This is a genomic window from Nocardioides luteus, assembly GCF_015752315.1.
Classification (GTDB): Bacteria; Actinomycetota; Actinomycetes; order Propionibacteriales; family Nocardioidaceae; genus Nocardioides.
The window spans coordinates 1,140,308-1,166,744 of the sequence record NZ_JADOVJ010000001.1 but is presented as its reverse complement, the minus strand read 5'-3'; the positions used below and the strand labels follow the sequence as shown (position 1 = coordinate 1,166,744).

The following is a 26,437-nucleotide window of genomic DNA, read 5'->3' as shown; positions in this document are numbered from 1 at the left end:
GCTGATACCTGGATAACCAGGCACTCACCACCGGGATAGCACCACCCTCAGGGTTGAGAACATGACCATGACATCTCCTGAAGCCGTCGGTGGTGCCACCGAGCCCCGCCGACTCCATCCTCTGGCGCTCGCCGCCGCGCTGTGCGCGGTCGCGGTGCCGGTCATCTCCTTCGTGTCGGTCACCGTCGCCCTCGGCGAGATCGGTGCCGAGCTGCATGCCTCACCGGGCGTCCTGCAGCTGGTCGTGGCGGCGTACGGCGTCGTCTACGCCTCTCTCGTCGTCATCGGCGGACGGCTCGGGGACTCGCACGGCCGCCGTCGGATGCTGTCGATCGGGCTGGTGCTCTTCGCCGTCACCGGGCTGCTCTGCGCCGTCGCGCAGAGCTCCGAGGTGCTGGTCGGGGCCAGGCTGCTGCAAGGCGCGACCGCCGCCCTCGTCGCCCCACAGGTGCTGGCCAGCATCCATGCAAACACCGACGGCCACCACCGGGTCCGCGCGATGGCGCTCTTCGGCGCGACCGCGGGGGTGGCCTTCTCGGTCGCGTTCCTCGCCGGCGGCGTCCTCACCGACTCATCCCTCGGCTGGCGCTCCCTCTTCTGGGTGACGTCCGCGCTGGTCGCCGTCGTCATCGTCGTCGTGGTGCGCTACCTGCCGGAGTCGAAGGCCCCGGCACCGAGCCGGCTCGACATCGGAGGTGCCGCGCTGCTGGGCATCCTGATGACCCTGCTGGTCCTGCCCCTCACCGAGGGGCGCGCCCTGGGCTGGCCGGCCTGGACCTGGATCTGCCTCGCCGGCACCCCCGTGGCGGCAGCGGCGTTCGTGTGGTGGCAGGCCAGGCTCGAGCGCCGCGCGTCGATCCCGCTGGTTCCGCTCTCCCTCTTCAGGTTCCGCAGCGTCTCGGCCGGCCTGGGCACCGGACTGCCGATGTACGTCGCGTTCAGCGGCTTCACGTTCATCTTCTCGATCACCGCGGCGACCCGAGGGCTCTCGGCGGTTCAGATCGGGGCCAGCATGCTTCCCCTCGGACTGGCATTCCTGGCCACCTCGGTGGTCTCGGGACGGTTGACACCGCGCTTCGGCACCGGCGTCCTCACCTCCGGGGCCGTCCTCGGCGCGGCGGGGTTCGCGCTGGTCAGCCGTGCGATCGCCGCCCTCGAACCGGCATCACGATTCAGCCCGGCCACGGTCGCGGTCGGCATGGTCGTCATCGGCGCCGGCTTCGGCCTGCTCTGGTCGCCGCTCATGGGCATCGCGCTGAGCCAGGTCCCGAGCCATCTCGCCGGCCTCGGCGGCGGCCTGCTGATCACCGTGATGCAGGTGGGCCTGGCGCTCGGATCCGCGCTCGTCGGCGCTCTCTACCTCAGCTGGGACGGCGACTTCGCGCGGACCGGATACGTCCTCGCGGTCGCGATGCTGGCGGTCGGCGGCCTCACTCTCACCCTGCCGCGACGGACGGCGGGGATGAGCAGGCTCAGGCGGCGAGGTGCTTCTTCTTGACCGGCTTGCCGTCGAGGGTCACCAGACGGCGCTTCTTGACCGTCATCCCCTCGGGCAGGGTGCCCTCCTTGAGCATGCGGATCGGACACCGCTTGCACCGCGACTTCGACACGCAGCACTCCGTCTTGGGAGGTTTCCTCTTCTTGCCCACGCTCGAAGGGTAACAGCAGAGTTAGGCGAGCCTTACTTCACGAGCGCGGCCACCTCGGTGGCGCAGCCCCAGCTCAGGGTCACCCCGGCGCCGCCGTGGCCGTAGCAGTGCACGACCCGCCCCTCGCGCTCCAGCCGGACCGAGGAGCGGGCCGGCCGGAGGCCGACCTTGTGGCCCCTGACCTCGACGTTCGCGATCTCCGGCATGGCGGCGGTGGCATCGGCGAGGATCCGCTCAGCCGTACGCGGGTCAGGGCTCTGGTCCCAGGCGTGCGGCACCGACGTACCTCCGACCACGGTGTCCCCGCCGCGCGGGAAGACGTAGGAGGGAGCCTCGCCCTCGGCCTCCAGCCACTCCTCGGTGGCGCCCGGCTCGAGGAGGACGATCTGGCCCTGGACCGGGTAGAGGCTGGTGTCGCCGACCAGCTCGCGCGCGCCGAGGCCGGTCGCGTTGACCACGACGTCGGAGTCCAGGCTCTCCAGGTCGTCGACCGTCCCGGTGGTGATGCTCCCGCCGGTCTCGGTGACCTGCCGCTCGAGCCACGGCAGGTAGACCGGCATCTCGGCGATCGGGACGGTGAACTCGGCCCGGTCCTCGCTGACGGCCAGGTCGGTGAGCGGCGCGGCCCACCACAGGTCGGTCCCGGGGTTGTGCTGCGTGCCGTGCACCATGCGTACGCCTGCCTCCGGCTCCTCCCTGGCCAGCCGGGCGAGCTCGAGGAAGGTCTCGGCCGCCCAGGCCGTCACCCGGTCGCGCGGCTCGGCCAGGTAGGGGAACCAGAACCCGCCGGCCACCGCCGATGTCGTTCCGCTCGTCCGCTCCCGGCCGATCACGCTCACCTCGTGGCCGGCCTCCAGCAACCGCACCGCGCACGAGAGCCCGATGACTCCGGCTCCCACCACCGTTACCCGCATGCGCGGCAGGCTACCGGGCGCCGCTGTAACACGTTGTTCGTAGTACTACTCGCCCTATCTGATAGGGCGAGTAGTACTACGAACAACGTGTTACACGATCGGTTCGGCGCGTCGTAGGGCCGACCTCAGCGCTCCTCGGCCAGGCGACGAGCCAGCACCGGGACGACGATGACGGCGGCCACGACGTGCAGGAGCATCAGGACGACCGCACTGGCGGCGTCGAAGCCGAAGGTGACGTCGGGGACGAGCGAGGCGGCGGTCAGCACGACGGTGGTGACCACGAACGTACGCCGCGGGCGGCGGGCGACGCGGGCCATCACCGCGGCCATCGCGACGCCGATGAGCGAGAAGAAGGCGGTCAGCTGGGCGAAGCCGAGGATCGGGATCGGCCCCGAGGCGGTCTCGAAGCTCACCCCGGCCGCCGAGGCCGCGGCCGCGAAGGCGGTGACGACCGCGCTTGCGGCAACCGTGGCGCCGAGGCCATGGAGCCAGACCGGCTTGCGGTCGGCGGCGCGGGTCGAGCGGGTCGAGCGGGTGGTCTGCTGAGCGGTGGTGATCGTGGACATCTCGTTCTCCCGTGAAGTGGCGGGAGGCGCTGTCCGCCTCCCTCTGCCCCTTCCACGAACGGCCGCTCGCAGGATCGACACGTCTCCCGAAGTTTTTCGGGAGACGTGTCGACGGCGGACTCAGGAGAGGTCGTTGGCCTTGCGGATGACCTCGACGATGTCGGCCATGATCTCGGTCAGGCTGAAGTCCTTGGGCGTGTAGACCGCCGCGACGCCCGAGGCGAGCAGCGCCTTGGCGTCGGACTCCGGCACGATGCCGCCCACGATGACGGGTACGTCCCCGAGACCCGCCTCGCGCAGGCCCTCGACCACCGACGGCACCAGCGACATGTGCGACCCGGAGAGGATGGACAGCCCGACGACGTGTACGTCCTCGGCGACCGCCGCGGCGACGATCTGCTCCGGGGTGAGCCGGATGCCCTGGTAGATGACCTCGAAGCCGGCGTCACGGGCCCGGACCGCGACCTGCTCGGCGCCGTTGGAGTGGCCGTCGAGACCCGGCTTGCCGACGAGCATGCGCAGCTTCACGCCGAGCTCCTCGCCGGTGGCCTTCACCCGGTCGCGTACCGCCCCCAGCTCGGCGCCGGCCTCCGCGGCACCGACGGCGCCGGAGACACCGGTGGGCGCCCGGAACTCGCCGAAGACCTCGCGCAGGGTGCCGGCCCACTCCCCCGTGGTCGCGCCCGCACGGGCGGCGGCCAGGGTGGCCTCCATCAGGTTGGCGTCGGTCTTCGCGGCGGCGGCCAGCGCGGCCAGCGCCTCGGAGACGGCCGTCTCGTCGCGCTCGGCCTTCCACGCCTCGAGGGAGGCCTTGGCGGCCTCCTCGGCACGCGGGTCGGCGACCATGATCGCGGCGTCCAGGTCGGCGGTCAGCGGGCTCGGCTCGGTCGTCGTGAACTTGTTGACGCCCACGATGATCTCCTCGCCGGCCTCGATCGCGGCGCGACGGCGCGCGTGCGAGGAGACCAGCTCGGACTTCATGTAGCCGGTGTCGACCGCGGCGATCGCACCACCCATGGCCTGGACCCGGTCGATCTCCTCCTTGGCGCCGGCGACGAGCTCGGCCACCTTGGCCTCGACGACCGGCGAGCCGTCGAAGAGGTCGCCGTACTCCAGCAGGTCGGACTCGTAGGCCAGCACCTGCTGCAGGCGCAGCGACCACTGCTGGTCCCACGGACGCGGCAGGCCGAGGGCCTCGTTCCAGGCGGGCAGCTGCACCGCGCGCGCCCGCGCGTTCTTGGACAGCGTCACGGCGAGCATCTCGAGCACGATGCGCTGCACGTTGTTCTCCGGCTGCGCCTCGGTGAGGCCGAGGGAGTTGACCTGCACGCCGTAGCGGAAGCGGCGCATCTTCGGGTCCTCGACGCCGTAGCGCTCGCGGGTGATCTCGTCCCACAGCTGGACGAAGGCGCGCATCTTGCACATCTCCTCGACGAACCGCACGCCCGCGTTCACGAAGAAAGAGATCCGGCCGACGACCTTGCCGAAGTCCTCCTCCGAGACCTGGCCGGAGGCCTTGACCGCGTCGAGCACCGAGATGGCGGTGCACATCGAGTAGGCGATCTCCTGCACCGGCGTCGCGCCGGCCTCTTGCAGGTGGTAGCTGCAGATGTTGATCGGGTTCCACTTCGGGATCTGGTGGACCGTGTAGGCGATCATGTCGCTGATCAGGCGCAGGGAGTGCTCCGGCGGGAAGACGTACGTCCCCCGGGACAGATACTCCTTGATGATGTCGTTCTGGGTGGTGCCGGCGAGCTTGGCGGCCACCTCGGCCGGGTCCATGTCCGGGTTCTGCTCCTCGGCGGCGACCTGGTACATCGCGAGCAGCCACATGGCGGTCGCGTTGATCGTCATCGAGGTGTTCATCTCGGTGAGCGGGATCTGGTCGAAGAGCTTGCGCATCTCCCCCATGTGCATGATCGGCACGCCCACCTTGCCGACCTCGCCGCGGGCGAGGACGCTGTCGGGGTCGTAGCCGGTCTGCGTGGGCAGGTCGAAGGCGACCGAGAGACCGGTCTGGCCCTTGGCGAGGTTGGTGCGATAGAGCTCGTTGGACGCCTCGGCGGTCGAGTGGCCGGCGTACGTGCGCATCAGCCAGGAGCGATCCTTCGCCGGGCGGCTCTGCTCGGAAGGCGTGGTGTCCGTCATAAGAGGCATGCTAGCCCCTCGGTTACCGATCAGTAACCGACTCCGGTGTGGAAGATGTCACTCCCTGGCGGACTCTTTACCGACCACGCGACGACTACGCGATGAGCGGCGAGTTCTCCACCTCGAGCACACGATAGAGCCTCGAGAGGTGGAGCATCCGGCGAACCGCGGGGGTGCAGCCGTGGAGAGTGAGGTGGCGACCCTCGGCGTGAGCCTGTCGCGTCGCGACGGCGAGCAGCTTCAGCGCCGTCACGTCCGCACTGGACACGCCGGAGACGTCGAGCACGACATCACCCTCGACCGACTCGAGGTGGTCGTAGATGACACTGCGCGCCATCCAGGTGCTGCGTACGTCGAAGTCCCCGTTCAACACCAGCGTCGGCCCGTCGATCACGATCTCCATGCCTGCCTCCATCCCCAGAAATGGGTTGCCCTCACACAGAACAAGACGCTCCCTCTCGCCCACTATGACGCGCGGCAGCTCCGATTGGTTGCACCTCACCAGCCTCGTTCGTCACTTCCGTCACTATTTTCTGTCAAATGACCACGCTCGCCCGGAAGTAGGCCGTCCGCATAGGCTCAGCGCATGGTCAACCTGACACGCATCTACACCCGCACCGGCGACGCCGGCGAGACCCGCCTCGGCGACATGAGCCTGACCGCGAAGACCGACCTGCGGCTGGAGGCGTACGCGACCACCGACGAGGCCGGGGCGGCGATCGGCGTCGCGCTGGCCCATGGCGGCATCGACGAGGACGTCGTCACGGTGCTGACGACCGTCCAGAACGACCTCTTCGACGTCGGCGCCGACCTCTCGACGCCGGTCGTCCCCGACCCCGAGTACCCGCCGCTGCGGGTCGAGCAGGCCTACATCGACCGGCTCGAGGCCTGGTGCGACGACTACAACGAGCCGCTGGAGAAGCTCCGCTCGTTCATCCTCTCCGGCGGCACCGTCGCCGCGGCCCATCTGCACGTGGCCCGCACCGTCGTGCGTCGTGCGGAGCGGGCGGCCTGGGCTGCGTACGAGGTGCACGGCGAGACCATGAACAAGCTCGCCCTGACCTACCTCAACCGCCTCAGCGACCTGCTCTTCATCCTCGCCCGGCACGCCAACCGGGAGCAGGGCGACGTCCTGTGGGTGCCCGGCGGCGAGCGGTAGGGCTCGGCGTCACAGCCAGCCGCGACGACCCGCCTCGTAGCCGAGCTGGAGGCGGGTGTCGACCTGCGCGCGGTCCATCATCTGGCGCACCCGCCGCTGGACCGTACGCAGCGACAGCCCGAGCTGCGCCCCGATGGAGGCGTCGGTCAGGCCCGCCAGCAGCAGCGAGAGCACCTTGGTGTCCAGCGGCTCGAGCCGGTCGGCGGCCGTCTCGACCGTGCCTTCGGGGGTTGCGACCAGCTTCGGCGCCGAGGCCCAGATCAGGTCGAAGAGGGCGAGGATCGCGTCGAGCAGGCCGCTGGGGTGCAGCAGGAGCGCGTCCTGGACCGTGTTGTGCTCGCCCGACGGAGTCGAGCCCTGCATGAGCGGGATCAGGGCGATCTCCCGGTCGACGATGAAGGCACGCAGCGGCACGGTGGGCACCACCCGCAGCTCGATCCCGATCTCGAGCCCGGAGTCGATGGTCTCGTAGATGCCGGGGGTGTCGAAGACGGAGCGCTCCAGCACGATGTCGTGCCTGACGCCGCGCTCGATCGCGGCCCGCTCGGCCTCGTCGGCATCCTCCCGGGTGACGACCGCGGCCTGCGGCTTCTGCAGCGCCTGGATGCACTTCTTCGCCGAGTACTGCAGCTGGGCGAACCGCTGGGCGATCGCCTCGGTGCCGTGGACGACGTCGACGACGTCGGCCACGTCGCGGCGAGCGACCGACCCGCGATAGAGGCCGGCCAGCTCGGTCATCTCGACCTGGGCGCGGCGCAGCTCGTCCTGCCGCTGGACCAGCAGCGCTCCCAGGGCCACCGCCGGCGGCGAGGCGACGTATCGGTCCTGGCCCGCCGAGGCCCGGGCGACCAGGCCCTTCCCCTCGAGCGCAGCCAGCACCGCGGAGACCGCGTAGCTGTCCAGGTCGGCCGCCTCGGCCAGCTCGTCGAGGTTGGCCGACGGAGCGCCGACCAGCTGGCGGTAGACCGTCTCCTCGAGATTGTCGAGACCGAGCGCATCGAGCATCCGAGAACCCTTTCGTGGCGGGGAAGGAACGACGGACATCATGGCAGATATACGACACGTCACATTCCCGCCATAGCGGTTCGACTTGCAATCACCGGCAACTTGGCCGAAAGTATTCATCGCCACCTCGGTCCGGATCCCCCCGCTCGGATCGAGGTGGCTTTCCTTTTGCGCGACGAAGTTGTCGCGATGGGTTCGGATTCGGTTGCCTGCGTACGGGCGGCGGACGCGCGCCTATGCAGGCCCCTGAATGCACCGGAACCCCGTCGAGGCGCGCCTCTGGTCTAGACCACCGCCACCGCAACGAACGAGACGCTCCTCACCACCAGCGTCCACGAAGTCGCAGAACCGCCCTCATGCTGGAAGACTAGGTCGGGTGTCCTCGCTCGAAGCTCTCACGAACGGCCTGCTCCGCGAGACCTTCGACCCACAGACCATGGAGCGCGGCAAGGCCTACGCGGCCGAGGGCCGCGTCGCCGAGCCCCAGGTCAGCGAGGTCGGCGGCACGCTGCGTGCCACGGCCGAGGTCCGGGGCAGCGGCCCCGCCCCCTACCGCGTGACCCTCAGCCTGGACTCCCGCAACGGCGTCGACCGGCTGACCAGCTCGTGCAGCTGCCCCGTACGCAACAGCTGCAAGCACGGTGCCGCCCTGGGCCTGGTCCTCGCCGGCTCGAGCGCGTCGGCGGCGTCGCAGGGCTCGTTGTGGGAGACGGAGCTGCGTACGCTGCTCGGCCAGCTCGCCGAGGACAACAAGCCCGAGGACGACCTGCCGGCGCTGGCCCTCGAGATCGACGTGCACAGCCCACGGTCGGCGGTCGCGAGCTCCCCCACGGTCGAGCTCCGGCCGATGCGGATGGGCAACCGCGAGCGCTGGGCCAAGACGGGCGCCGACTGGTCCAACATCCCGAGCGCGCTGCCCGGCAAGGACTTCCCACGCAGCCAGCTGCTCCCCCTCCAGGAGCTCGCTCGGCAGCTGCGGCCCGACCGGCTGCTCTACGCCCGCGGCTCCTCGCTCAGCCTCGCCGACTTCGGCGAGCACGCCGTCAGCCTGATCCGCGACGCGATCCGTGGCGGCGTCACCGTGCTGCCCGGCGAGAACGTACGCGGCGTGGTGGTCTTCGACGAGCCGCTCTCGCTCGCCGGCGAGCTGCGCCGCGAGGACGGCGAGGCCGTTCTCCGCTTCGGCCTGGCCCACGGCGACCGCGTCTACGCCGGCCCGACCGTGCTTCCGATCGGTCGCCCGACCCGCTCGGTGGGTGTGCTCGACGCGGGGGTGCTCCACCTCGGCGACCTGTCCGGGCCGCTGTCGACGCACGCGCAGCGGCTGGTGACCGCCCGGGAGCCGCTGATCGTCCCCGAGCCCGAGATCGGCACGCTGAGCGCCCTGCTGGGCCCGCTGGCCCGCCTGGTCCCGCTGCGCTCCTCCGACGGCTCCCTCGACATCCCGGCGCCTCCCGCGCCGCGCCTGAGCCTGACCGTCACCTGGCGCAGCTCGACGCACGCCACGCTCGGCTGGACGTGGGCCTACGGCGTACGTCACTACCCGGTGGACTCCCGCGAGGATCTCGGCCTCGTCCGGGACCCGGCGCAGGAGGCCTCTCTCCGTGGGCGCGTCTCCGCCGACCTGCTCCGCAAGCGGGAGGTACGCGACGGCGACGCGCTCGCGCTCGCCATCCACGACCTCCCGGCGCTGCGCGAGATCGAGGGCGTCGAGGTCACCGAGGTGGAGCGGCCCGACTTCCGCGAGACCGACGAGGACCCGGAGATCTCCTTCGAGATCAGCTCCGCGGAGGGCGGAGCCGGGATCGGGCAGGACTGGCTCGACCTGCAGGTCGTGATCCGGATCGGCGGCGAGGCCGTCCCGCTGCCGGACGTGCTCGGCGCGCTGACCCGCGGTGACGACCACCTGATCCTCCCCAGCGGCACCTACATCACCACGGACCGCCCCGAGCTCGACCGGCTGCGCAACGTCGTCGAGGCCGCCGGACAGCTCCACGAGCGCACCGGCGACGGGATCGCGGTCGGCAAGCACGACCTCGGTGTCTGGGCCGAGCTCGCCGAGCTGGGCGTGGTCGACCAGCAGGCCGCCGAATGGGTCCAGCGTGCCCAGGCGCTGCGTGACCTGCGCGAGATCCCGCGGCCCGAGCCGACCGGCCTGGCCACCGAGCTGCGCCACTACCAGCTCGACGGCTTCCACTGGCTGGCGCTCCTGCACGACCAGGGCCTCGGCGGAATCCTCGCCGACGACATGGGTCTGGGCAAGACGCTCCAGGTGCTGGCCACCATCTCCCATGCGGTGCACTCGCAGCCGGGCCCGCGTGCGCCCTACCTCGTGGTGGCGCCCACCAGCGTCGTACCGGCCTGGGTCCAGGAGGCCCGCCGCCACACCCCCGGCCTCCGGGTGAGCACGGTGAGCAAGCGCGTCGACTCCGTGGCCGAGGCCCGTGAGGGCGCCGACGTCGTGGTCACCACCTACGCCATCCTCCGGCTCGAGCAGGACGCCTTCGCCGGGCGTCCCTGGGCCGGTCTCGTCCTCGACGAGGCCCAGCAGGTCAAGAACCACCAGTCCAAGACGTACGCAGCGGCCCGCCGCATCGACGCCCGCTGGCGTCTCGCGGTGACGGGCACACCGTTCGAGAACCGGCTGATGGAGCTGTGGGCGCTGCTCTCGATCACCGCGCCCGGCCTCTACCCCAGCCCGCGGATGTTCCGCGACACGGTGGTCTCGCCCGTGGAGAAGTCCGGTGACGACGGCGCGCTGCGCCGGTTCCGGACCCGGCTGCGCCCGTTCCTGCTGCGGCGTACGAAGGAGCTCGTCGCCGACGACCTGCCGCCCAAGCAGGAGCAGGTGCTCGGCGTGGACCTCAACCCGGCCCACCGCAAGATCTACGACGCCCACCTGGCCAAGGAGCGGCAGCGGATCCTGCACCTGCTCGACGACTTCAACGACAACCGGGTCGCGATCCTCAGCGCGCTGACCAGGCTGCGGCAGCTCTCCCTCGACCCCGGCCTGGTCGACCCCGAGGACGACCACGTCGGCTCGGCCAAGCTCGACACCCTCGTCGACCACATCGAGGAGCTCGCCGCCGAGGGCCACAAGGCGCTGGTCTTCAGCCAGTTCACCTCGTTCCTCGGCCGGGCGCGCACCCGGCTCGCGGAGGCGGGGATCGACGCCGCCTACCTCGACGGCGCCACCCGCGACCGCGGTGCGGTGATCGAGAGCTTCCGCGACGGCGATGCCCCGGTCTTCCTGATCTCGCTGAAGGCCGGCGGCGTCGGCCTGACCCTCACCGAGGCCGACTACGTCTTCGTGCTCGACCCGTGGTGGAACCCCGCCGCCGAGGCCCAGGCCGTCGACCGCGCCCACCGCATCGGCCAGACCCAGCACGTCATGGTCTACCGGCTGGTCTCGACCGACACGATCGAGGAGAAGGTCATGGAGCTCAAGGAGCGCAAGGCTGAGCTCTTCGCGAAGGTCGTGGACGGCGAGGGTGCCATGGGCTCCACCATCGGCGCCGACGACATCCGCGCGCTGTTCGACTGACCCGGCCAACGGCGTCGCTCCTGGTGTAACACGTCGTTCGTAGGACTACTCGCCCTGTCTGAACGACCGGATAGACCTACGAACAGCGTGTTACACGGCCCGCCGCCGCGCCACCGTGGCAGCCAACGCCGCAGCGGGGAGCATGAGGACGGCGACGACCAGGAGCGCCCTCAGGGTGCCGATCTGGTCCCCCACGGCGCCCAGGATGGGCGGGAAGCCGAGGAAGGCGCCGTAGGCCAGCGTGGAGACGACCGAGACGCGAGCAGCGGCGCGGGTCTCGTCGTCGGCGGCGATGCTGATCCCCAGAGGGAAGCCCAGGGCCGCACCGAAGCCCCACAGGACGATCCCGACCAGCGCGAGCCCGAACGAGCCGGCGAGGACGGTCAGCACGATCCCGGCGCCGGCCAGCGCGGCCGAGGTGATCAGGACCGGCTGTCGGCCGACCCGGTCGATCACCTTCGCGCCGGCGAACCTGGCCAGGCTCATGCAGAAGACGAACGCCGCGTAGCACGCCACCCCGACCCGGTGGCTGACGTCGTAGCCGTCGATCATCGCCAGCGAGACCCAGTCGTTGGCGCTTCCCTCGGCCGCGGCGAAGGCGAGCACCATCAGGCCCAGCAGCAGGGTGTGGGGCGAGCGCCAGGCGGCCAGCAGCTCACGCCGCGGCGAGTGCCCCTCGGGTGGCGGCTCGGCCGGGAGGAACCCGGCGGTCCCCCACCAGCAGACCGCCAGCGCGACGGCAGCGACCCCGGCCACGTGCCACACCGTCGGCAGCGTGCCGACCAGAGCGATGCCCAGCAGCCCACCGAGCACGGTGCCCACGCTCCACATCGCGTGCAGCTGCGGCATCAGCGTCTTGCCGCCGAGCCGCTCGACCGCGGCCCCCTCGACGTTCATGGCGACGTCCCAGATGCCGTAGCCGACGCCGTACGCCACCAGGAACAGTGCCACCAGCCACGCCTGCCCCAGCCAGCTGCCGGAGACCGCCACCAGGCACAGGGCGGCGGCGCAGAGCGCTGCGCAGCGGCGTACGACCCGGGCGGCGCCCCAGCGCATCACCAGTCCCCCGGCGAGCGGCAGCGCGGCGACCGACCCGATCCCCATCGCCAGCAGCATCAGGCCGACGGCCGAGTTGTTCAGGCCGAGGCCCTCGCGCAGTGCGGGGATGCGGGAGATGAAGGTCGCGGACAGCAGGCCGTTGGTGGCGAACGCCACCACCGATCCGGCTTGGGCACGGCGAAGAGGCGTCACGAGTAAAGGCTAGTGACCCCGGGGCCGCACCCAGGCGGGTCTCAGTCCCGCTTCTTCTCGTAGGGACCGCCGCGACCGAAGATCGGCAGCACCCACGGCTGGCGCAGCGGGGCGCCGGCGAGCGCGACGACGGCGAAGGCGGTCGCCAGGACCCAGGCGATCCCGTAGAGCGCACCACCGAGCCCGAACGTCACGATCGTGACGGCGAGCAGGGTGAGCTGCAGGTTCAGCGCACCGGCGGCGTGGTGCTTCACGAACTCGGAGCGCTTGCCGACGGTGTAGTAGAGGATCGCCGGGCCGACGACGATCGGCACCCAGGTCGTGGCCTGGGCGAGCGCGGCCAGCAGCCGCTCCTCGGTGGTCGGCGGGGGCAGCAGGTCGCGGGCGGGCTTGGCCGGCGCCGGGGCTGGGGTGGGCTGCGCGACCAGGTCGCGGGTGATCGGCTCCAGCGCGGCGTACGTCTTCGCCTTCATGGTCAGGTCGAACCGGACGTCGAACTCGGCCTGGTCGAGCCGGCCGTCGGCGTAGGACGCCTTGAGCAGGTCGATCACGCGGTCGCGATCGGCGTCGGTGCAGCGGAGCTCGTCGCCAGCAGGCGAAGCGGGCGCGGTGGGCGGGGTCGGAATGGGAGCGGTTGAGGACATACCTCAACGATCCGCCGCAGACGCCCTCCGGACAATCAGGGAAGCCCCCGAAAGCAAACGGGCCGACCCCGGTGTCAGGCCAGGGACGGCCGGAGGAAGAAGACTAGAAGACGGTCCAGGTGGACCGCATCGGGCGCGACTCGAGCCACGCCTGGAAGCCGATCAGCGTCTGCGGGTCCATGGCCAGGTCGATGTGCTCGCCGTTGACCTCGCAGGTCACGATCAGGCTCTCGGGGTAGAGGACCAGCTCCTCGAGCCCTTCGGGAGAGCGGCTGGAGATGTAGGCCATCTCGGTGCGGCGCCAGACCCGTTTGGGTTTGGGCGAGAGCGAGAAGATCCGGAACCACTCCAGCTGTGCGTCACCGGAGTAGCGGCCGATGCCGATGACCCAACCGCGCCCGGGACTGGTGTCCCGGACGCGGTGGCTCAGCTCGAAGACGCCGCCGTTGCGAGCGAGCAGACGGCGACGAGCGGCGATCCCGATGCCATAGGCGAGGACAAGCAGAAGCAATGCGGCCACAACGGCCAAGAGCAGCTCCCACCATGCCATCCGGGTATCGCCCCTCTTTCCCTAGGAGGCCTTCTCGACAGCGCGGATGCGCGCCTCGGCGTGACGGATGCGCTTCTCGGCGTCGTTGTTGGTGCCGAGCAGGCGACGGGCCTCCTCGAGCTCGACCTGCGCTTTGTTGAGGTCGATCTCGTGGGCCAGCAGCACGTGCTCGGACAGGATCGAGACGCGGTCGTTGGCCACCGAGAGGAAGCCACCGTCGACGGTCGCGATGACCTCGGTGCCCTCCTCCGGCGTGATCTCCACGACCGCCTCGGTGAGCGCCGACAGCACCGGCGCGTGACCGCGCAGGATGCCGACGTCACCGTCGACCGTTCGGGCGATGACCATGGTGGCCCCGCCGCTCCAGACCACGCGGTCTGCAGCGACGAGCTCCACCTGAAGTGCGTCCGTCATCAGAGGCTCTTCTGGATCTCGGCCCACTTCGCCTCGACGTCGTCGAGGCCACCGCACATGAAGAACGCCTGCTCGGCGACGTGGTCGTACTCACCGTCGGCGATCTTGTTGAACGCCTCGATGGTGTCCTTGACCGGAACCGTCGAGCCCTCGATGCCGGTGAACTGCTTGGCAACGTAGGTGTTCTGCGAGAGGAACCGCTGGATCCGGCGAGCGCGGGAGACGATGATCTTGTCTTCCTCGGAGAGCTCGTCGACACCCAGGATCGCGATGATGTCCTGCAGCTCCTTGTTGCGCTGGAGGATCTGCTTGACGCGGACGGCGCAGTCGTAGTGGTCCTGGCCGATGTACTGCGGGTCCAGGATTCGCGACGTCGACGTCAGCGGGTCCACCGCCGGGTAGATACCCAGCGAGGCGATCTCACGGGAGAGCTCGGTGGTCGCGTCGAGGTGGGCGAAGGTGGTCGCCGGGGCTGGGTCGGTGTAGTCGTCGGCCGGCACGTAGATCGCCTGCATCGAGGTGATCGAGTGACCACGCGTCGAGGTGATCCGCTCCTGGAGCAGACCCATCTCGTCGGCGAGGTTGGGCTGGTAGCCCACCGCGGACGGCATCCGGCCCAGCAGGGTGGAAACCTCGGAGCCCGCCTGGGTGAAGCGGAAGATGTTGTCGATGAACAGCAGCACGTCCTGGCCCTGGACGTCGCGGAAGTACTCCGCCATCGTCAGCGCCGAGAGGGCCACGCGCAGACGCGTGCCCGGCGGCTCGTCCATCTGGCCGAAGGTCAGGGCGACCTTGTCGTAGACGCCGGCCTCCTGCATCTCGTGGATGAGGTCGTTGCCCTCACGGGTGCGCTCGCCGACACCGGCGAACACGGAGACACCACCGTGGTTCTTGGCGACTCGGGCGATCATCTCCTGGATGAGGACGGTCTTGCCGACGCCCGCACCACCGAAGAGGCCGATCTTTCCACCGGTCACGTAGGGGGTGAGGAGGTCGATGACCTTGATGCCCGTCTCGAACATCTGGGTCTTGGACTCGAGCTGGTCGAAGGCCGGAGCCTTGCGGTGGATGCCCCAGCGCTCCTTGACCTCGACCGTGGACGGGTCGACGTCGAGGATGTCACCGGTCGCGTTGAACACGTGGCCGAGGGTGACGTCACCCACGGGCACGGTGATCGGAGCGCCGGTGTCGGACACGGTGGCACCGCGGACGACGCCGTCGGTCGGCTTCAGCGAGATCGCGCGGACCATGCCGTCACCGATGTGCTGGGCAACCTCGAGCGGCAGGACGGAGGTCTCACCGTTGACGGTGACCTCGACCTCGAGCTTGTTGTAGATTTCCGGCATGGCGTCGACGGGGAACTCCACGTCGACGACCGGGCCGATCACGCGGGCGATGCGGCCCGTCGTGGTCTTCTCGTCAACCTGTGCGGTCATTTTCTAGTCAGTCTTTCTGTGGGTTCTCAGTCGTTCGCAGCCTGGGCGTCGGCCAGCGCGTTCACGCCACCGACGATCTCGCTGATCTCCTGGGTGATGCCTGCCTGGCGAGCCTGGTTGGCAACCCGGGTGAACTTCTTGATGAGCTCGTCGGCGTTGTCGGTAGCCGACTTCATCGCCTTCTGACGCTGGGCCAGCTCGGAGGCGGCCGCCTGCAGCAGCGCGAACCAGATCCGGCTCACGACGTACTGCGGGAGCAGCGAGTCGAGCACGGCCTCGGCCGACGGCTCGAACTCGTAGAGCGGCAGGACGTCGCCCTCGGCCGGAGCCTCGGTGCCCTCCACGACCTCCAGAGGCAGGAGACGTACGGCGGTGGGCTTCTGCGTCATCATGGTGATGAACCGCGTGTAGACCACGTGGACCTCGTCGACGCCGGGAGCGGTGGCCTTCTCGGCCTCGGTGCCCTCGACGAAGACCTCGATCAGCTTCTCGCCGATCTCCTTGGCCGCGTCGTAGTCCGGACGGTCGGAGAAGCCGGTCCAGGCCTGCGCCACGGAACGACCGCGGAACTTGTAGAAGGCCTCGGCCTTACGTCCGGTGACGTAGAGGTCGACCTCCTTGCCCTCGGCCTTGAGCTTCTCGACCAGGCCCTCGGCCTCCTTGAGCACGCTCGAGGAGTAGGAGCCGGCCAGACCACGGTCGCTGGTGACCACCAGCACGGCGGCACGGGTCGGCGCCTCCGGCTCGGTGGTCAGCGGGTGGTCCACGTTGGAGTAGGTCGCCACCGCCGAGACGGCGCGGGTGAGCTCACGGGCGTACGGCGCGGCCGCATTGGCCCGCTGCTGCGCCTTGATGATCCGGGACGCAGCGATGAGCTCCATGGCACGCGTGATCTTCTTCATCGACTCCGTCGACTTGATCCGCGCGCGGAGTTCACGCACTGACACGGCCATGGGTCAGCCCCGCTTCTGCTTGACGATCTGCTCCTGCTCGACGTCCTCGTCAGCCAGGGCCTCGGCCTTGGCGGAACCCGGCTTGACCGAGGCGCCCTCCGAGGTCTCGAACTGGTCGAGGAAGCTGTCGTAGGCATCGTTGAGCGCGGACTCGGTGGAGTCGTCGAACTTCAGCGACTCGCGGATCGCGGCCAGGATGCCCTCGTGCGAACGACGCAGGAAGTCGAGGAACTCCTGCTCGAACTTGAGCACGTCCTCGGTCGGGACGATGTCCAGGCGGCCGGTGGTGCCCAGCCACAGCGAGACGGTCATCTCGTCGATCGGGTAGGGCGAGTAGGCCGGCTGCTTGAGCAGCGCCATCAGGCGCTGACCGCGGGCCAGCTGCTGCTTCGAGGCCGCGTCCAGGTCGGAGGCGAACATCGCGAAGGCCTCCATCGCGCGGTACTGCGCGAGGTCGACCTTGAGCGAGCCGGTGACGGCCTTGAGCGCCTTGGTCATCGCCGCACCACCGACGCGGGAGACCGAGACACCGACGTCGATCGCCGGACGCTGGTTGGCCGCGAACAGGTCGGACTGCAGGAAGATCTGACCGTCGGTGATGGAGATGACGTTGGTCGGGATGAACGCCGAGACGTCGTTGGCCTTCGTCTCGATGATCGGCAGACCGGTCATCGAGCCGGCACCCATGTCGTCGGAGAGCTTCGCGCAGCGCTCCAGCAGACGGGAGTGCAGGTAGAAGACGTCACCCGGGTAGGCCTCACGGCCCGGCGGGCGGCGCAGCAGCAGCGACACGGCGCGGTAGGCCTCGGCCTGCTTGGTCAGGTCGTCGAAGACGATCAGGACGTGCTTGCCCTCGTACATCCAGTGCTGGCCGATGGCCGAGCCGGTGTAGGGGGCGAGGTACTTGAAGCCGGCGGAGTCGGACGCGGGAGCGGCCACGATGGTCGTGTACTCCAGCGCGCCGGCCTCCTCGAGGGCGCCACGCACGGAGGCGATGGTCGAGCCCTTCTGGCCGATCGCGACGTAGATGCAGCGAACCTGCTTGTCGGGGTCGCCCGAGTCCCAGTTCTGCTTCTGGTTGATGATCGTGTCGATGGCGACCGTGGTCTTGCCGGTCGCGCGGTCACCGATGATCAGCTGACGCTGGCCACGGCCGATCGGGGTCATCGCGTCGATCGCCTTGATGCCGGTGGCGAGCGGCTCGTGAACCGACTTGCGCTGCATCACGCCCGGAGCCTGGAGCTCCAGGGCGCGGCGGCCGACCGTCTCGATGTCGCCGAGGCCGTCGATCGCGTTGCCGAGCGGGTCCACGACGCGGCCGAGGTAGCCGTCACCGACGGGGACCGAGAGAACCTCGCCCGTACGTCGGACCGACTGGCCCTCCTCGATCTTGTCGAAGTCGCCCAGGATGACGACACCGATCTCGCGGGTCTCGAGGTTCAGGGCGAGACCGAGGGTCCCGTCCTCGAACTCGAGGAGCTCGTTCGCCATGGCCGAGGGCAGGCCCGAGACCTGGGCGATGCCGTCAGCGGTCCGCGCGACAGTGCCGACCTCCTCGGTCTTCGCCGCCTCGGGCTTGTAGTCCGCGACGTACTTTGCCAGCGCGTCCCTGATCTCGTCGGGACGGATGGTGAGCTCCGTCATCTCTGCCTTCTCTCTCGTTCTTACGTCGAAGTCTGTGTCACACAGGGGTCATACGGCCAGTTGGGGCCGTGATGCCGGATCAGCCGGCGAGTGCTCGCTGCGCCCCGTCGAGGCGGCTGGAGATGGTGCCGTCGATGACGTCGTCACCGATCGAGACCTTGATGCCGCCGACGATGGCCGGGTCGACCACGATGTTCAGGTGGACCTCGCGGCCGTACTTCTTCGCGAGGGCCGCAGCCAGGCGGGTGGTGTCCGCCTCCGAGAGCGGAGCGGCCACGCGGACGACCGCGGTGCCTTCGCCCGCGACCGCAGCGGCCACCTTCTGGTATTCACCCAGCGCGACCGTGGCGGTGCGGTAGGTGCCCGCCAGCGCCTGCTTGGTCAGGGCGACGGTCGCCGCCAGCGCCTTGCCGCCGAGAAGGTCGTCGACCAGCGTGACCTTGTCCGCGGTCGTGCGAGCCGGGTCGGAGAGCGCGTCGCGCAGCTCCGGCGTCTCCTGCACGGCCTGCTGGACCGCGAACAGCTCGTCGGCGAGGCGCTTGGCCTCGCCACCGGCGCTGCGGACCGCGGCGATCTCGCTCAGTCGCTCGACCGCGTCGCTCAGGTCACCGGCGTGCGTCCAGCGGTGCTTGACCGCCGACTCGACCACGCCGAGGCCCGTCGCGTCGACCTTCCCGCCGAAGAGCTCGCCGACGAGGCCGGTCTTGGCCTCCGCCGGCACCGATGCGTCGGTGACGAAGCGGCGCAGAGCTGCTTCGGCGCGGAAGGTCTGGGAGACCTCGAAGAGGGTGTCGGCCGCCTTCGCCGCCGCCTCAGGAGAGGCGGAGACAGCGGTCTTCAGCTCCTCGGTCAGGGCGGCAACGGCGTCGGCCGACGCTCCACGGAAGTCCATCAGTGAACCCCTGCCTCGAGGTCAGCGAGGAACCGCTCGACCACACGGCTGGAACGCTCGTCGTCGTCGAGGGACTCGCCGACGATGCGACCGGCGAGACCGGTGGCCAGCGAGCCGACCTCGGTCTTCAGCGATGCGGCAGCCGCCTGGCGCTCGGCCTCGATCTGCGCCTTGCCTGCGGTGATGATGCGCTCGGCCTCGGCCTGCGCCTCAGCACGAAGCTCGGCCTTGATCGCGGCGCCCTCCTCGCGGGCCTGCTCGCGGATGCGGGCAGCCTCGTGACGAGCATCGGCCAGCTGAGCCTCCAGCTGGGCGAGCTTGGCATCGGCCTCGGCCTGCTTGGCGTTGGCGTTCTCGATGCCGCCTTCGATCGCCGCGGTTCGATCGGCATACGCCTTCTCGAAGTTCGGAACGATGAACTTCGCGACTCCCACGAAGAGAATGGCGATGACGATGACACCGAGGATGATCTCCGGGACGTGCGGGACCAACGGGTTGATCTCGGTCTCCGCAGCGGTTACCTGGGTAAGGATCATGTCGGAACCTTCAGTAGTTCCCTACGTCAGCGAAGGACGAAGGCGAGAGCCAGGGAGATGATGAAGAACTGCTCACACAGAGCGAAGCCGAGGATCGCGATCGCCTGCAGGCGGCTCTGGGCCTCCGGCTGACGGGCAACACCGGCGACGTACGCGGCGAAGATCAGACCGACACCGACACCCGGGCCGATGGCGGAGAGGCCGAGGCCGATGATTCCGAGCTGTCCCTCCATGGGGATATTCCTTTCGGTTGTGACGCGAACTGCGTCAGTTGTTGTGCGTCGACTTGGGTTGGCTGTTTAGACGAGACTCAGTGCTCGTCGGCGACCGCTCCGGCGATGTACATCGCCGAGAGCAGCGTGAAGACATAGGCCTGCAGGAACATGATCAGCATGTCCAGGAAGGACACGAAGATGCCGAGCAGGAAGGCGAAGACGCCGGCCGCGACGCCCTGCCAGGTCGGAGCGTAGTGCAGGATCAGCCAGGCGCCGCCGATGGAGAAGAGCGCCACCAGCAGGTGGCCGGCGAACATCGTGGCAAAGAGACGGATCGCCAGGGTGAACGGCCGGACGACGATGTTGGAGAGGAACTCCAGCGGAACCATCATCAGCAGGATCGGGCCGCTGACACCGCTGGGCACCGTCTGGAGCTTGAGGTAGCCGACGAAGCCGTGCTTCGCGATGCCGACGATGTTGTAGATCAGCCAGGTGATGGCCCCCAGCGCCGCCGTGTAGCCGATGTGCGACATCGTCGGGAACTGGATCAGCGGGATGATCCCGTAGAAGTTGTTGACCAGGATGAAGGTGAAGACCGTGAACAGGTACGGCACGAACCTCATGTAGTCGTGCGAGCCGATGATGTCGCGCGCGATGGAGTTGCGGACCATCCCGTAGACGTACTCACCGGCGAACTGCAGTCGGCCCGGAACCACGGCGGCCTTGCGAGAGGCCGCGTAGAAGAAGCCGAGAACGATCACGACGGACAGCAGGACCAGGAGGCTCACCTTGGTCAGAGCCCAGTCGCCGGAGCCGACGATCGGCGGAAGGAAGAAGTCCGCGGGCCCCGGGATATGAGGCCCCGACTCCGACGCCATAACGGTGGCGGCAAGCGACTTCACGCTGTCTCCTGTTTGTTCGAACTTACGATTCTGGGTGGCGAGCTTCAAAGGCTCGGGCATCATCCCGGCGGCCGCCCCCGACGGCCCGGACGATATCAGGCACTACTGGCGGGTCACGAGTCTGCCCCGGGCAGGTCGAAGAGCGGGATCCGCTCGCGTCGCACCAGGAACGCAAACGTGGTTGTCCATGCGACCGTGAGCGCCATGACCGAGAAGGCTGCCGGACGTACGACAGCGTCTCCTCCGGTCTGCGAAACAACCAGCAGGACGACGAAGAGAACCATGCCTGACAGGGTGAAGACACCGACGGCGGCGGGCAGCGACAGAGCGGGCGACTTCGCCGCGATCCAGAACATCGCCCAAGAGCCGATCGCCAGCACGACAACGGTGGCGATCGAACCGATCGCAGCACCGGTCAGACCATGGGTCCCGGCAAGAACAAAGGCCACCGCGAGGGCCGCGAGCACAGCAACTGCGGACACTGCGGCAGAACCTCGCAGCACCTTGGACTTGCTGGTTGCGGTCGTCATCGTCGGCGGCCGTTCTCTCTGGGGGCATTTCACGTGTTCAGGAGCGGATCCCGAACGCTCGTGAAAACTATCACAAGCGTCTTTGGGCTCCCTAATTGATCGATCAAGGCTCCGCTAGCGGGGCTGTTCCTCCAGCGGCGTGAGCTCCTCGGGGACCTCGAGGAGCTTGTCGGTGCGCTCGCCGCGGATCTTGGGGAGGACGAAGGTGAGCAGCACGATGAGGGCGGTGGCGACGGCGAGGCCGGTGATGACGACGGGACCGCGGTAGAGGGTCACGAAGACCGATCCGAAGGACATCAGGCCGGCCCAGAGCCACATGATCAGCACGGCACGGCGCTGGGAGTGGCCGATCTCCAGGAGACGGTGGTGGAGGTGCTTCTTGTCGGCGGCGAACGGGGAGCGCCCGGCGCGGGTGCGGCGTACGACGGCCAGGACCAGGTCGACGAGTGGGACGACCAGGATGGTCAGGGGTAGCAGCAGCGGCAGGAAGGTCACCAGGAGCGCGGTGGAGGCGTCGAAGGCGTTCACGTTCAGGCCGCCGGCGCTGTAGGAGCCGGAGAGCGTGACGGCGCTGGCGGCGAGGATGAGGCCGATCAGCATCGAGCCGCTGTCGCCCATGAAGAGCCTCGCGGGGTGCCAGTTGTGGATCAGGAAGCCGACGCACGCTCCGGCGAGCGCGACGCTCAGCAGGGCGGCGGTGGACGCGCGGCCGATGTCGTTGATGCGGGTGAACTGGTAGCAGAACAGGAAGAAGGCGAGCGCGCCGATGCCCACGACGCCCGCCGCCAGGCCGTCCAGGCCGTCGATGAAGTTGACCGCGTTGACCACGGTGATCACCACCAGCCCGGTGAGCAGCGCACCCTGGGCCGGGTCGACGGCGAACTGGGTGCCGTCGGGGAAGGTGATGAAGGTGTACTGCAGGTTGAAGCCCACCAGGATCGCGGTGGCCAGCACCTGACCGCCCAGCTTGGTGAGGGCGTCGAGCTCGAAGATGTCGTCGACGACACCGACGATGCAGATCAGCGCACCGGCGAGGATCACCACGCCGGTGTCCTGCAGCACGAAGTCGGGCGCGTCGGCCAGGAACGGCAGCTCGCGGGCGACCAGATAGGCGGCGACCAGGCCACCCAGCATCGCCACGCCGCCCATGTAGGGAATCGGCACGGCATGTACGTCACGGTCACGGACCTTCGCGACAGCCCCCGTGCGCATCGCGAACTCGCGGGCGACGACGGTGAGCAGGTAGGTCACCACGGCGGCGACCAGGAAGAGGAGGACGTAGGCGCGCATCAGGCTTCTGCGTCGGCGTCCGTGTCGGGCGTGTCGGTGTCGGTCATGGCCGGGTCCGGGTCGCCCGGACGCCGGATGGCGACGTCGTGCTTCGCCAGCAGCTCGTTGATCCGGTCGATACTGATCGCACCCTCTCGCAGGACCTTCGGCTCGTCACCGGTGGCGGAGACGATCGTGGACGCCTCGCCGACGGGCGACTCGCCCCCGTCGATGATCGCCCTGACCATCTTGCCGAGCATCTCGTCGGCCTGGTCGGCGTTGGTGGCGGCCGGCATCGTGGTGCGGTTGGCCGAGCTGGTGGCCAGCGGGCCGACCCGGTCGATGATCCGGCGCAGGATGTCGGAGTCGGGGATGCGTACGGCCACCGTCTGGCGGGCCTCGCCCAGATCCCACTGCAGCGACGGCTGCTGGTGGAAGACGACGGTCAGCGCCCCGGGCCAGAACTCCTCGACGAGGGTGCGGGCCCAGTCGGGGATCCGGGTGGCGAGGGCGTCGAGGGTGGCGACGTTGGAGATCAGCACCGGCGGCGGCATCGCACGGCCCCGGCCCTTGGCGGCCAGCAGACCGGCCACCGCTCCCTTGTCGAACGCGTCGGCGGCGACACCGTAGACCGTGTCGGTCGGCACGATCACGAGCTCGCCGGCCTGAAGGGCGGCCGCAGCCGCATCTATCGCCTTGGTCTGCTCGTCCTCGGTCGCGATCGGGTAGCGCTCAGTCACAGTGCTCATGTTGCCAGTTGCGCGGTCGTGAAGCGCGGACGGCCTGCCAGATCGAGATGATCGCGTACGTCGCTCCATCTCCCCGTGCCGCTGAAGACCGCCGGTGCACCCCCGCCGGCGCCGTCCGGGCCCTGCTCGTCGGCGTGCTCGAAGCCGACCACTCCCCCGGGCCTGAGCAGCTCGGCCGCCCGGCGTTCCAGCACCCGGATCGCGTCCAGGCCGTCCTGTCCGGAGAAGAGGGCGAGGTCGGGGTCGTGGTCCCGCGCCTCGCGCGCGACCGACTCCCAGGCCTCGAGCGGGATGTAGGGCGGGTTGCAGACGAGGACGTCGACGCCGCCGTCCAGGTCCGCGAACGCGTCGGCCATGTCGCCCTGGCGCAGGTCCACGCCGGTGCCGGTCAGGTTGCGTACGGCCCAGGGATAGGCGTCCTCGGAGAGCTCGACCGCGTGCACCTCGGCGCCCGGGACCTCGTCGGCGATGCTCTTGGCGATCGCACCCGAGCCGGTGCAGAGGTCGACGACGACAGGTGCGTCGATCGCGGTGGCCCGGTCGATCGCCCAGCCGGCGAGCAGCTCGGTCTCGGGCCGGGGCACGAACACACCGGGGCCGACGGCGAGCTCGACGTGCCGGAAGTACGCCACCCCGGTCAGGTGCTGCAGCGGCTCACGGTGCGCGCGGCGGGCGAGCAGGTCGGCGTAGGCCTTCTCCTGGTGCTCCGCCACGTCGTCGACGAGGAAGAGACGGTTGCGGTCGGTGTCGAGGACATGGGCCAGCAAGATGGCCGCGTCGGCGTCGGGACTGTCGACTCCGGCCTCTGCGAGCTGCTTTCGGGCACTTGCCAGAAGTGTGCGCGGGGCGGTCATGGGCAACTGCTCCTGAATGTGTTAGTCATGCTTTACCCGGCTGAGGGTAACGTTCGGGCGCCTCAAGGGTTCTTCCGGTCATATGGGGGGACGCGGGGAATGGCCGCCACCCTCGTCGGGCGCTGTGGTGCCCCACCAACACACCCGAGTTCTCCCCCGGAAGGAAACATCACCCCATGAAGTGGCCCTTGCTGCTTGCACTCATTCTCGTCCTCGCCCTCCTGATCTGGTTCTTCTTCGGACGGCCGGTCCGCAAGGACGCCAAGGCCGCGCACCGCGCAGACAAGGACAACCCGGCGACCGAGACCACCAGCGCTCCCGTCGCCGCGGCCGCGGTCCCCGCCGAGGCGTCCGCGACCGAGACGGTCGCCGACGAGGCTCCCGCGGCCGAGGCCACGGCTGACGAGACGCCCGCCGCTGAGGAGCCGGTCGAGGCTCCTGCCGCCGAGGCATCGGAGACCCCGGTGGCCGAGGTCACCGAGGCCGACACCGCTGCCGTGGTCGCCGAGGCCGAGAGCGTCACCGCCGCCGCTGCCGCTGACGCGCCCGCCGAGCCGACGGTCGACGACGCCGAGACCCCGGCTCCCACCGCCGAGGTCACCGAGACCGCTCCCGCCGCCGAGGCGCCCGCCGCGACCAAGGGCGCTCCCTACGCCGGCGCCGTGCTGCCTGCTGCCGACGGAAGCAGCTCGGATGCTGCGTACACGATCAAGGGCAGCAGCGGGAAGAAGTACCACACGACGGCGAGCCCCTACTACGGACGTACGAAGGCGGCTGTCTACTTCGACACCGTGGAGTCGGCCGAGGCGGCCGGGTTCGTCGGGGCGAGCAGCGACTTCTACGACCGCGGTAAGAAGGCCGCGGCCGCCGAGACCGAGCAGCCGCTGCCGCCGGCGAGCAGCTATGGCACCGGTAGTGCCGACCCGCTCGAGGACGGCTCCAGCCCGCACCCGGCGTACGTCGTGAAGGGCAACATCCGCAAGGACGGCGCGAAGCGCTACCACACCTCCGCCAGCACCGCCTTCAAGCGGACCCAGGCCGAGGTCTGGTTCGACAGCGAGGCCTCGGCCGAGGCGGCCGGCTTCGTGATCGGCTTCAAGAAGAAGGCCAACGCCTGAGCGCGGCCCGCACCACGCGCACGAAGGTCGCAGTCACCGCCTGGTGACTGCGACCTTCGGCGTTTCGGTCTCAGGAGTCGAGCGAGGCCAGGCGGGCGGCCAGGTCGGCGTCGACCGCGCTGCCGATGACCGGCTCCAGGTCACCGTCGAGGACCTGGTCGAGGTTGTAGGACTTGTAGCCGGTGCGGTGGTCGGAGATGCGGTTCTCCGGAAAGTTGTACGTCCGGATGCGCTCGGAACGGTCGACGGTGCGCACCTGGGAGCGACGGGCGTCGGAGGCCTCCGCGTCGGCGGCGTCCTGCGCGGCCTGGAGCAGGCGCGAGCGCAGCACGCGCATCGCCTGCTCCTTGTTCTGCAGCTGCGACTTCTCGTTCTGCATCGAGACGACGATGCCGGTGGGGATGTGGGTGATCCGGACCGCCGAGTCGGTGGTGTTGACCGACTGGCCGCCGGGGCCCGAGGAGCGGTAGACGTCGATGCGGAGGTCGTTGTCGTTGATCTCGACGTCGACGGGCTCGGCCTCGGGGACCACCAGCACGCCGGCGGCCGAGGTGTGCACCCGGCCCTGCGACTCGGTGACCGGCACCCGCTGGACGCGGTGCACACCACCCTCGAACTTGAGCAGCGCATAGGGGGCGCGGCCGGGCTCGGGGTTGCCCTTCGCCTTCACCGCGACGGTGACCGACTTGTAGCCGCCGAGGTCGGACTCGGTGGCGTCGAGGAACTCGAGCTTCCAGCCCTGACGCTCGGCGTAGCGCGTGTACATCCGCAGCAGGTCGCCGGCGAACAGCGCCGACTCCTCGCCGCCCTCCCCCGACTTCACCTCGAGGATGGCGTCCTTGTCGTCGGTCGGGTCGCGAGGCACGAGCAGGCGACGCAGCCGCTCCTCGGCCGCCTCGCGCTGCGGCACCAGCGCCTCGGCCTCCTCGGCGAACGCCGGGTCCTCACCCGCCAGCTCGCGGGCGGCCTCGATGTCGTCCCCCAGCTGCTGCCAGGAGCGGTAGGCGTCGATGATCGAGCTGAGCTCGGCGTACCGCTGGTTGAGCTTCTTCGCCAGGCGCGCGTCGGCGTGGGTCTCGGGCTCGGCGAGCCGCTTCTCCAGCCCCTCGTGCTCCTCGATCAGCCCTTCGACTGCTTCAAACTGTGACATCTCCGCCTCGCTTCGTACGCCTGTGAAACCCTCCAAACACGCCAGCGCCGGCCACCTGCGAATGCAGGGGCCGGCGCTGGGAAGCAGCTACTTGTTGCGCTTGCCGAAGCGAGCCTCGAAGCGAGCCACGCGACCGCCGGTGTCGAGGATCTTCTGCTTGCCCGTGTAGAACGGGTGGCAGTTGGAGCAGACGTCGGCGCGGATGGCGCCCTCGGCCACGGTGCTGCGGGTGGTGAACGAGTTGCCGCAGGTGCAGGTGACCTGGGTCTCGACGTACGTCGGGTGGATGTCGGACTTCATGAGGTTCCTCTCAAGACATGGGGTTCCGGGTCGCCGCCGCAGGTT

The 26,437-nt window shown here is 69.5% G+C and carries 27 protein-coding genes; 4 read left to right on the top strand and 23 right to left on the bottom strand.

Annotated features, from left to right (window positions below):
- Positions 1-61 precede the first annotated feature (61 nt).
- Positions 62-1,498, top strand: coding sequence for an MFS transporter (locus HD557_RS05635; protein ID WP_008362164.1), 1,437 nt, complete (start codon positions 62-64; stop codon positions 1,496-1,498).
- Here HD557_RS05635 and HD557_RS05630 read toward each other — a convergent pair.
- The 5 genes from HD557_RS05630 to HD557_RS05610 all read right to left on the bottom strand — a co-directional run bounded on the left by HD557_RS05630 (position 1,473) and on the right by HD557_RS05610 (position 5,680).
- Positions 1,473-1,610, bottom strand: coding sequence for a hypothetical protein (locus tag HD557_RS05630; protein ID WP_196876577.1), 138 nt, complete (start codon positions 1,608-1,610; stop codon positions 1,473-1,475). The genes HD557_RS05635 and HD557_RS05630 overlap by 26 nt on opposite strands.
- 71 nt (positions 1,611-1,681) lie before the next feature.
- Positions 1,682-2,563, bottom strand: coding sequence for an FAD-dependent oxidoreductase (locus HD557_RS05625; RefSeq protein ID WP_196873185.1), 882 nt, complete (start codon positions 2,561-2,563; stop codon positions 1,682-1,684).
- A 125-nt stretch (positions 2,564-2,688) separates the two neighbouring features.
- A complete protein-coding gene (locus HD557_RS05620) occupies positions 2,689-3,129 on the bottom strand; it encodes a DUF6069 family protein (protein WP_196873184.1) in 441 nt (146 codons plus the stop codon).
- Between the two features lie 120 nt (positions 3,130-3,249).
- Positions 3,250-5,277 carry a protein meaA gene (locus HD557_RS05615; protein ID WP_196873183.1) on the bottom strand — a complete coding sequence of 676 codons (2,028 nt, stop codon included), beginning with the start codon at positions 5,275-5,277 and terminating at the stop codon, positions 3,250-3,252.
- Positions 5,278-5,371: 94 nt separating this feature from the next.
- The gene (locus HD557_RS05610) at positions 5,372-5,680 is read right to left on the bottom strand and encodes an STAS domain-containing protein (protein WP_040756541.1); all 309 of its coding nucleotides are present in this window, start codon (positions 5,678-5,680) and stop codon (positions 5,372-5,374) included.
- Between the two features lie 183 nt (positions 5,681-5,863).
- Here HD557_RS05610 and HD557_RS05605 point away from each other — a divergent pair, with 183 nt between their 5' ends.
- Positions 5,864-6,436, top strand: coding sequence for a cob(I)yrinic acid a,c-diamide adenosyltransferase (locus HD557_RS05605; RefSeq protein WP_008362154.1), 573 nt, complete (start codon positions 5,864-5,866; stop codon positions 6,434-6,436).
- Positions 6,437-6,445: 9 nt separating this feature from the next.
- On the opposite strand, the gene HD557_RS05600 is transcribed toward HD557_RS05605, so the two are convergent.
- A complete protein-coding gene (locus tag HD557_RS05600) occupies positions 6,446-7,441 on the bottom strand; it encodes a helix-turn-helix domain-containing protein (protein ID WP_008362153.1) in 996 nt (331 codons plus the stop codon).
- Positions 7,442-7,817: 376 nt separating this feature from the next.
- Between HD557_RS05600 and HD557_RS28600 the strand changes: the two genes are divergently transcribed.
- On the top strand, positions 7,818-10,985 hold the full coding sequence (locus HD557_RS28600; protein ID WP_196873182.1) for a DEAD/DEAH box helicase: 3,168 nt from the start codon (positions 7,818-7,820) through the stop codon (positions 10,983-10,985).
- A 90-nt stretch (positions 10,986-11,075) separates the two neighbouring features.
- Here the strand turns inward: HD557_RS28600 and HD557_RS05590 are convergent, their stop codons facing one another.
- From HD557_RS05590 to prmC, 15 genes are all read right to left on the bottom strand, one after another.
- The gene (locus tag HD557_RS05590; RefSeq protein ID WP_307785540.1) at positions 11,076-12,236 is read right to left on the bottom strand and encodes an MFS transporter; all 1,161 of its coding nucleotides are present in this window, start codon (positions 12,234-12,236) and stop codon (positions 11,076-11,078) included.
- 41 nt (positions 12,237-12,277) lie between these two features.
- Entirely contained in the window at positions 12,278-12,880 is a 603-nt protein-coding gene (locus tag HD557_RS05585; protein WP_196873181.1) for a DUF1707 and DUF4870 domain-containing protein, read from the bottom strand.
- 103 nt (positions 12,881-12,983) lie between these two features.
- A complete protein-coding gene (locus tag HD557_RS05580; RefSeq protein ID WP_307785736.1) occupies positions 12,984-13,400 on the bottom strand; it encodes a DUF2550 domain-containing protein in 417 nt (138 codons plus the stop codon).
- A gap of 51 nt (positions 13,401-13,451) precedes the next feature.
- On the bottom strand, positions 13,452-13,844 hold the full coding sequence (locus tag HD557_RS05575; RefSeq protein ID WP_008362146.1) for a F0F1 ATP synthase subunit epsilon: 393 nt from the start codon (positions 13,842-13,844) through the stop codon (positions 13,452-13,454).
- Entirely contained in the window at positions 13,844-15,280 is a 1,437-nt protein-coding gene (atpD, locus tag HD557_RS05570) for a F0F1 ATP synthase subunit beta (protein WP_008362144.1), read from the bottom strand. Before atpD ends, HD557_RS05575 begins: the two co-directional genes overlap by 1 nt.
- A gap of 26 nt (positions 15,281-15,306) precedes the next feature.
- Positions 15,307-16,233, bottom strand: coding sequence for a F0F1 ATP synthase subunit gamma (locus tag HD557_RS05565; protein ID WP_196873180.1), 927 nt, complete (start codon positions 16,231-16,233; stop codon positions 15,307-15,309).
- A gap of 3 nt (positions 16,234-16,236) precedes the next feature.
- On the bottom strand, positions 16,237-17,877 hold the full coding sequence (gene atpA, locus HD557_RS05560) for a F0F1 ATP synthase subunit alpha (RefSeq protein WP_196873179.1): 1,641 nt from the start codon (positions 17,875-17,877) through the stop codon (positions 16,237-16,239).
- A 79-nt stretch (positions 17,878-17,956) separates the two neighbouring features.
- Positions 17,957-18,769 (bottom strand): F0F1 ATP synthase subunit delta, encoded by an 813-nt coding sequence (locus HD557_RS05555; RefSeq protein WP_196873178.1) that lies wholly within the window; start codon positions 18,767-18,769, stop codon positions 17,957-17,959.
- Positions 18,769-19,305: a F0F1 ATP synthase subunit B gene (locus HD557_RS05550; protein ID WP_008362140.1), complete on the bottom strand. Its 537-nt coding sequence runs from the start codon at positions 19,303-19,305 to the stop codon at positions 18,769-18,771. The genes HD557_RS05555 and HD557_RS05550 overlap by 1 nt, the downstream gene beginning before the upstream one ends.
- A gap of 26 nt (positions 19,306-19,331) precedes the next feature.
- Complete coding sequence (locus tag HD557_RS05545; RefSeq protein WP_091047785.1) at positions 19,332-19,538, bottom strand: ATP synthase F0 subunit C; 207 nt, start codon at positions 19,536-19,538, stop codon at positions 19,332-19,334.
- Between the two features lie 77 nt (positions 19,539-19,615).
- Positions 19,616-20,422, bottom strand: coding sequence for a F0F1 ATP synthase subunit A (atpB, locus tag HD557_RS05540; RefSeq protein ID WP_196873177.1), 807 nt, complete (start codon positions 20,420-20,422; stop codon positions 19,616-19,618).
- A gap of 113 nt (positions 20,423-20,535) precedes the next feature.
- Positions 20,536-20,952 (bottom strand): hypothetical protein, encoded by a 417-nt coding sequence (locus HD557_RS05535; RefSeq protein WP_196873176.1) that lies wholly within the window; start codon positions 20,950-20,952, stop codon positions 20,536-20,538.
- A 114-nt stretch (positions 20,953-21,066) separates the two neighbouring features.
- Complete coding sequence (locus tag HD557_RS05530) at positions 21,067-22,242, bottom strand: glycosyltransferase family 4 protein (RefSeq protein ID WP_008362133.1); 1,176 nt, start codon at positions 22,240-22,242, stop codon at positions 21,067-21,069.
- Positions 22,242-22,970, bottom strand: coding sequence for an L-threonylcarbamoyladenylate synthase (locus HD557_RS05525; RefSeq protein ID WP_231380186.1), 729 nt, complete (start codon positions 22,968-22,970; stop codon positions 22,242-22,244). Before HD557_RS05525 ends, HD557_RS05530 begins: the two co-directional genes overlap by 1 nt.
- Positions 22,967-23,824 (bottom strand): peptide chain release factor N(5)-glutamine methyltransferase, encoded by an 858-nt coding sequence (gene prmC / locus HD557_RS05520; RefSeq protein WP_196873175.1) that lies wholly within the window; start codon positions 23,822-23,824, stop codon positions 22,967-22,969. Before prmC ends, HD557_RS05525 begins: the two co-directional genes overlap by 4 nt.
- 176 nt (positions 23,825-24,000) lie before the next feature.
- Here prmC and HD557_RS05515 point away from each other — a divergent pair, with 176 nt between their 5' ends.
- The gene (locus tag HD557_RS05515; protein ID WP_196873174.1) at positions 24,001-24,942 is read left to right on the top strand and encodes a sunset domain-containing protein; all 942 of its coding nucleotides are present in this window, start codon (positions 24,001-24,003) and stop codon (positions 24,940-24,942) included.
- Between the two features lie 70 nt (positions 24,943-25,012).
- On the opposite strand, the gene prfA is transcribed toward HD557_RS05515, so the two are convergent.
- Entirely contained in the window at positions 25,013-26,092 is a 1,080-nt protein-coding gene (prfA, locus tag HD557_RS05510) for a peptide chain release factor 1 (protein WP_008362129.1), read from the bottom strand.
- Positions 26,093-26,179: 87 nt separating this feature from the next.
- Positions 26,180-26,392, bottom strand: coding sequence for a 50S ribosomal protein L31 (gene rpmE / locus HD557_RS05505; RefSeq protein ID WP_008362128.1), 213 nt, complete (start codon positions 26,390-26,392; stop codon positions 26,180-26,182).
- Between the last annotated feature and the right edge of the window lie 45 nt (positions 26,393-26,437).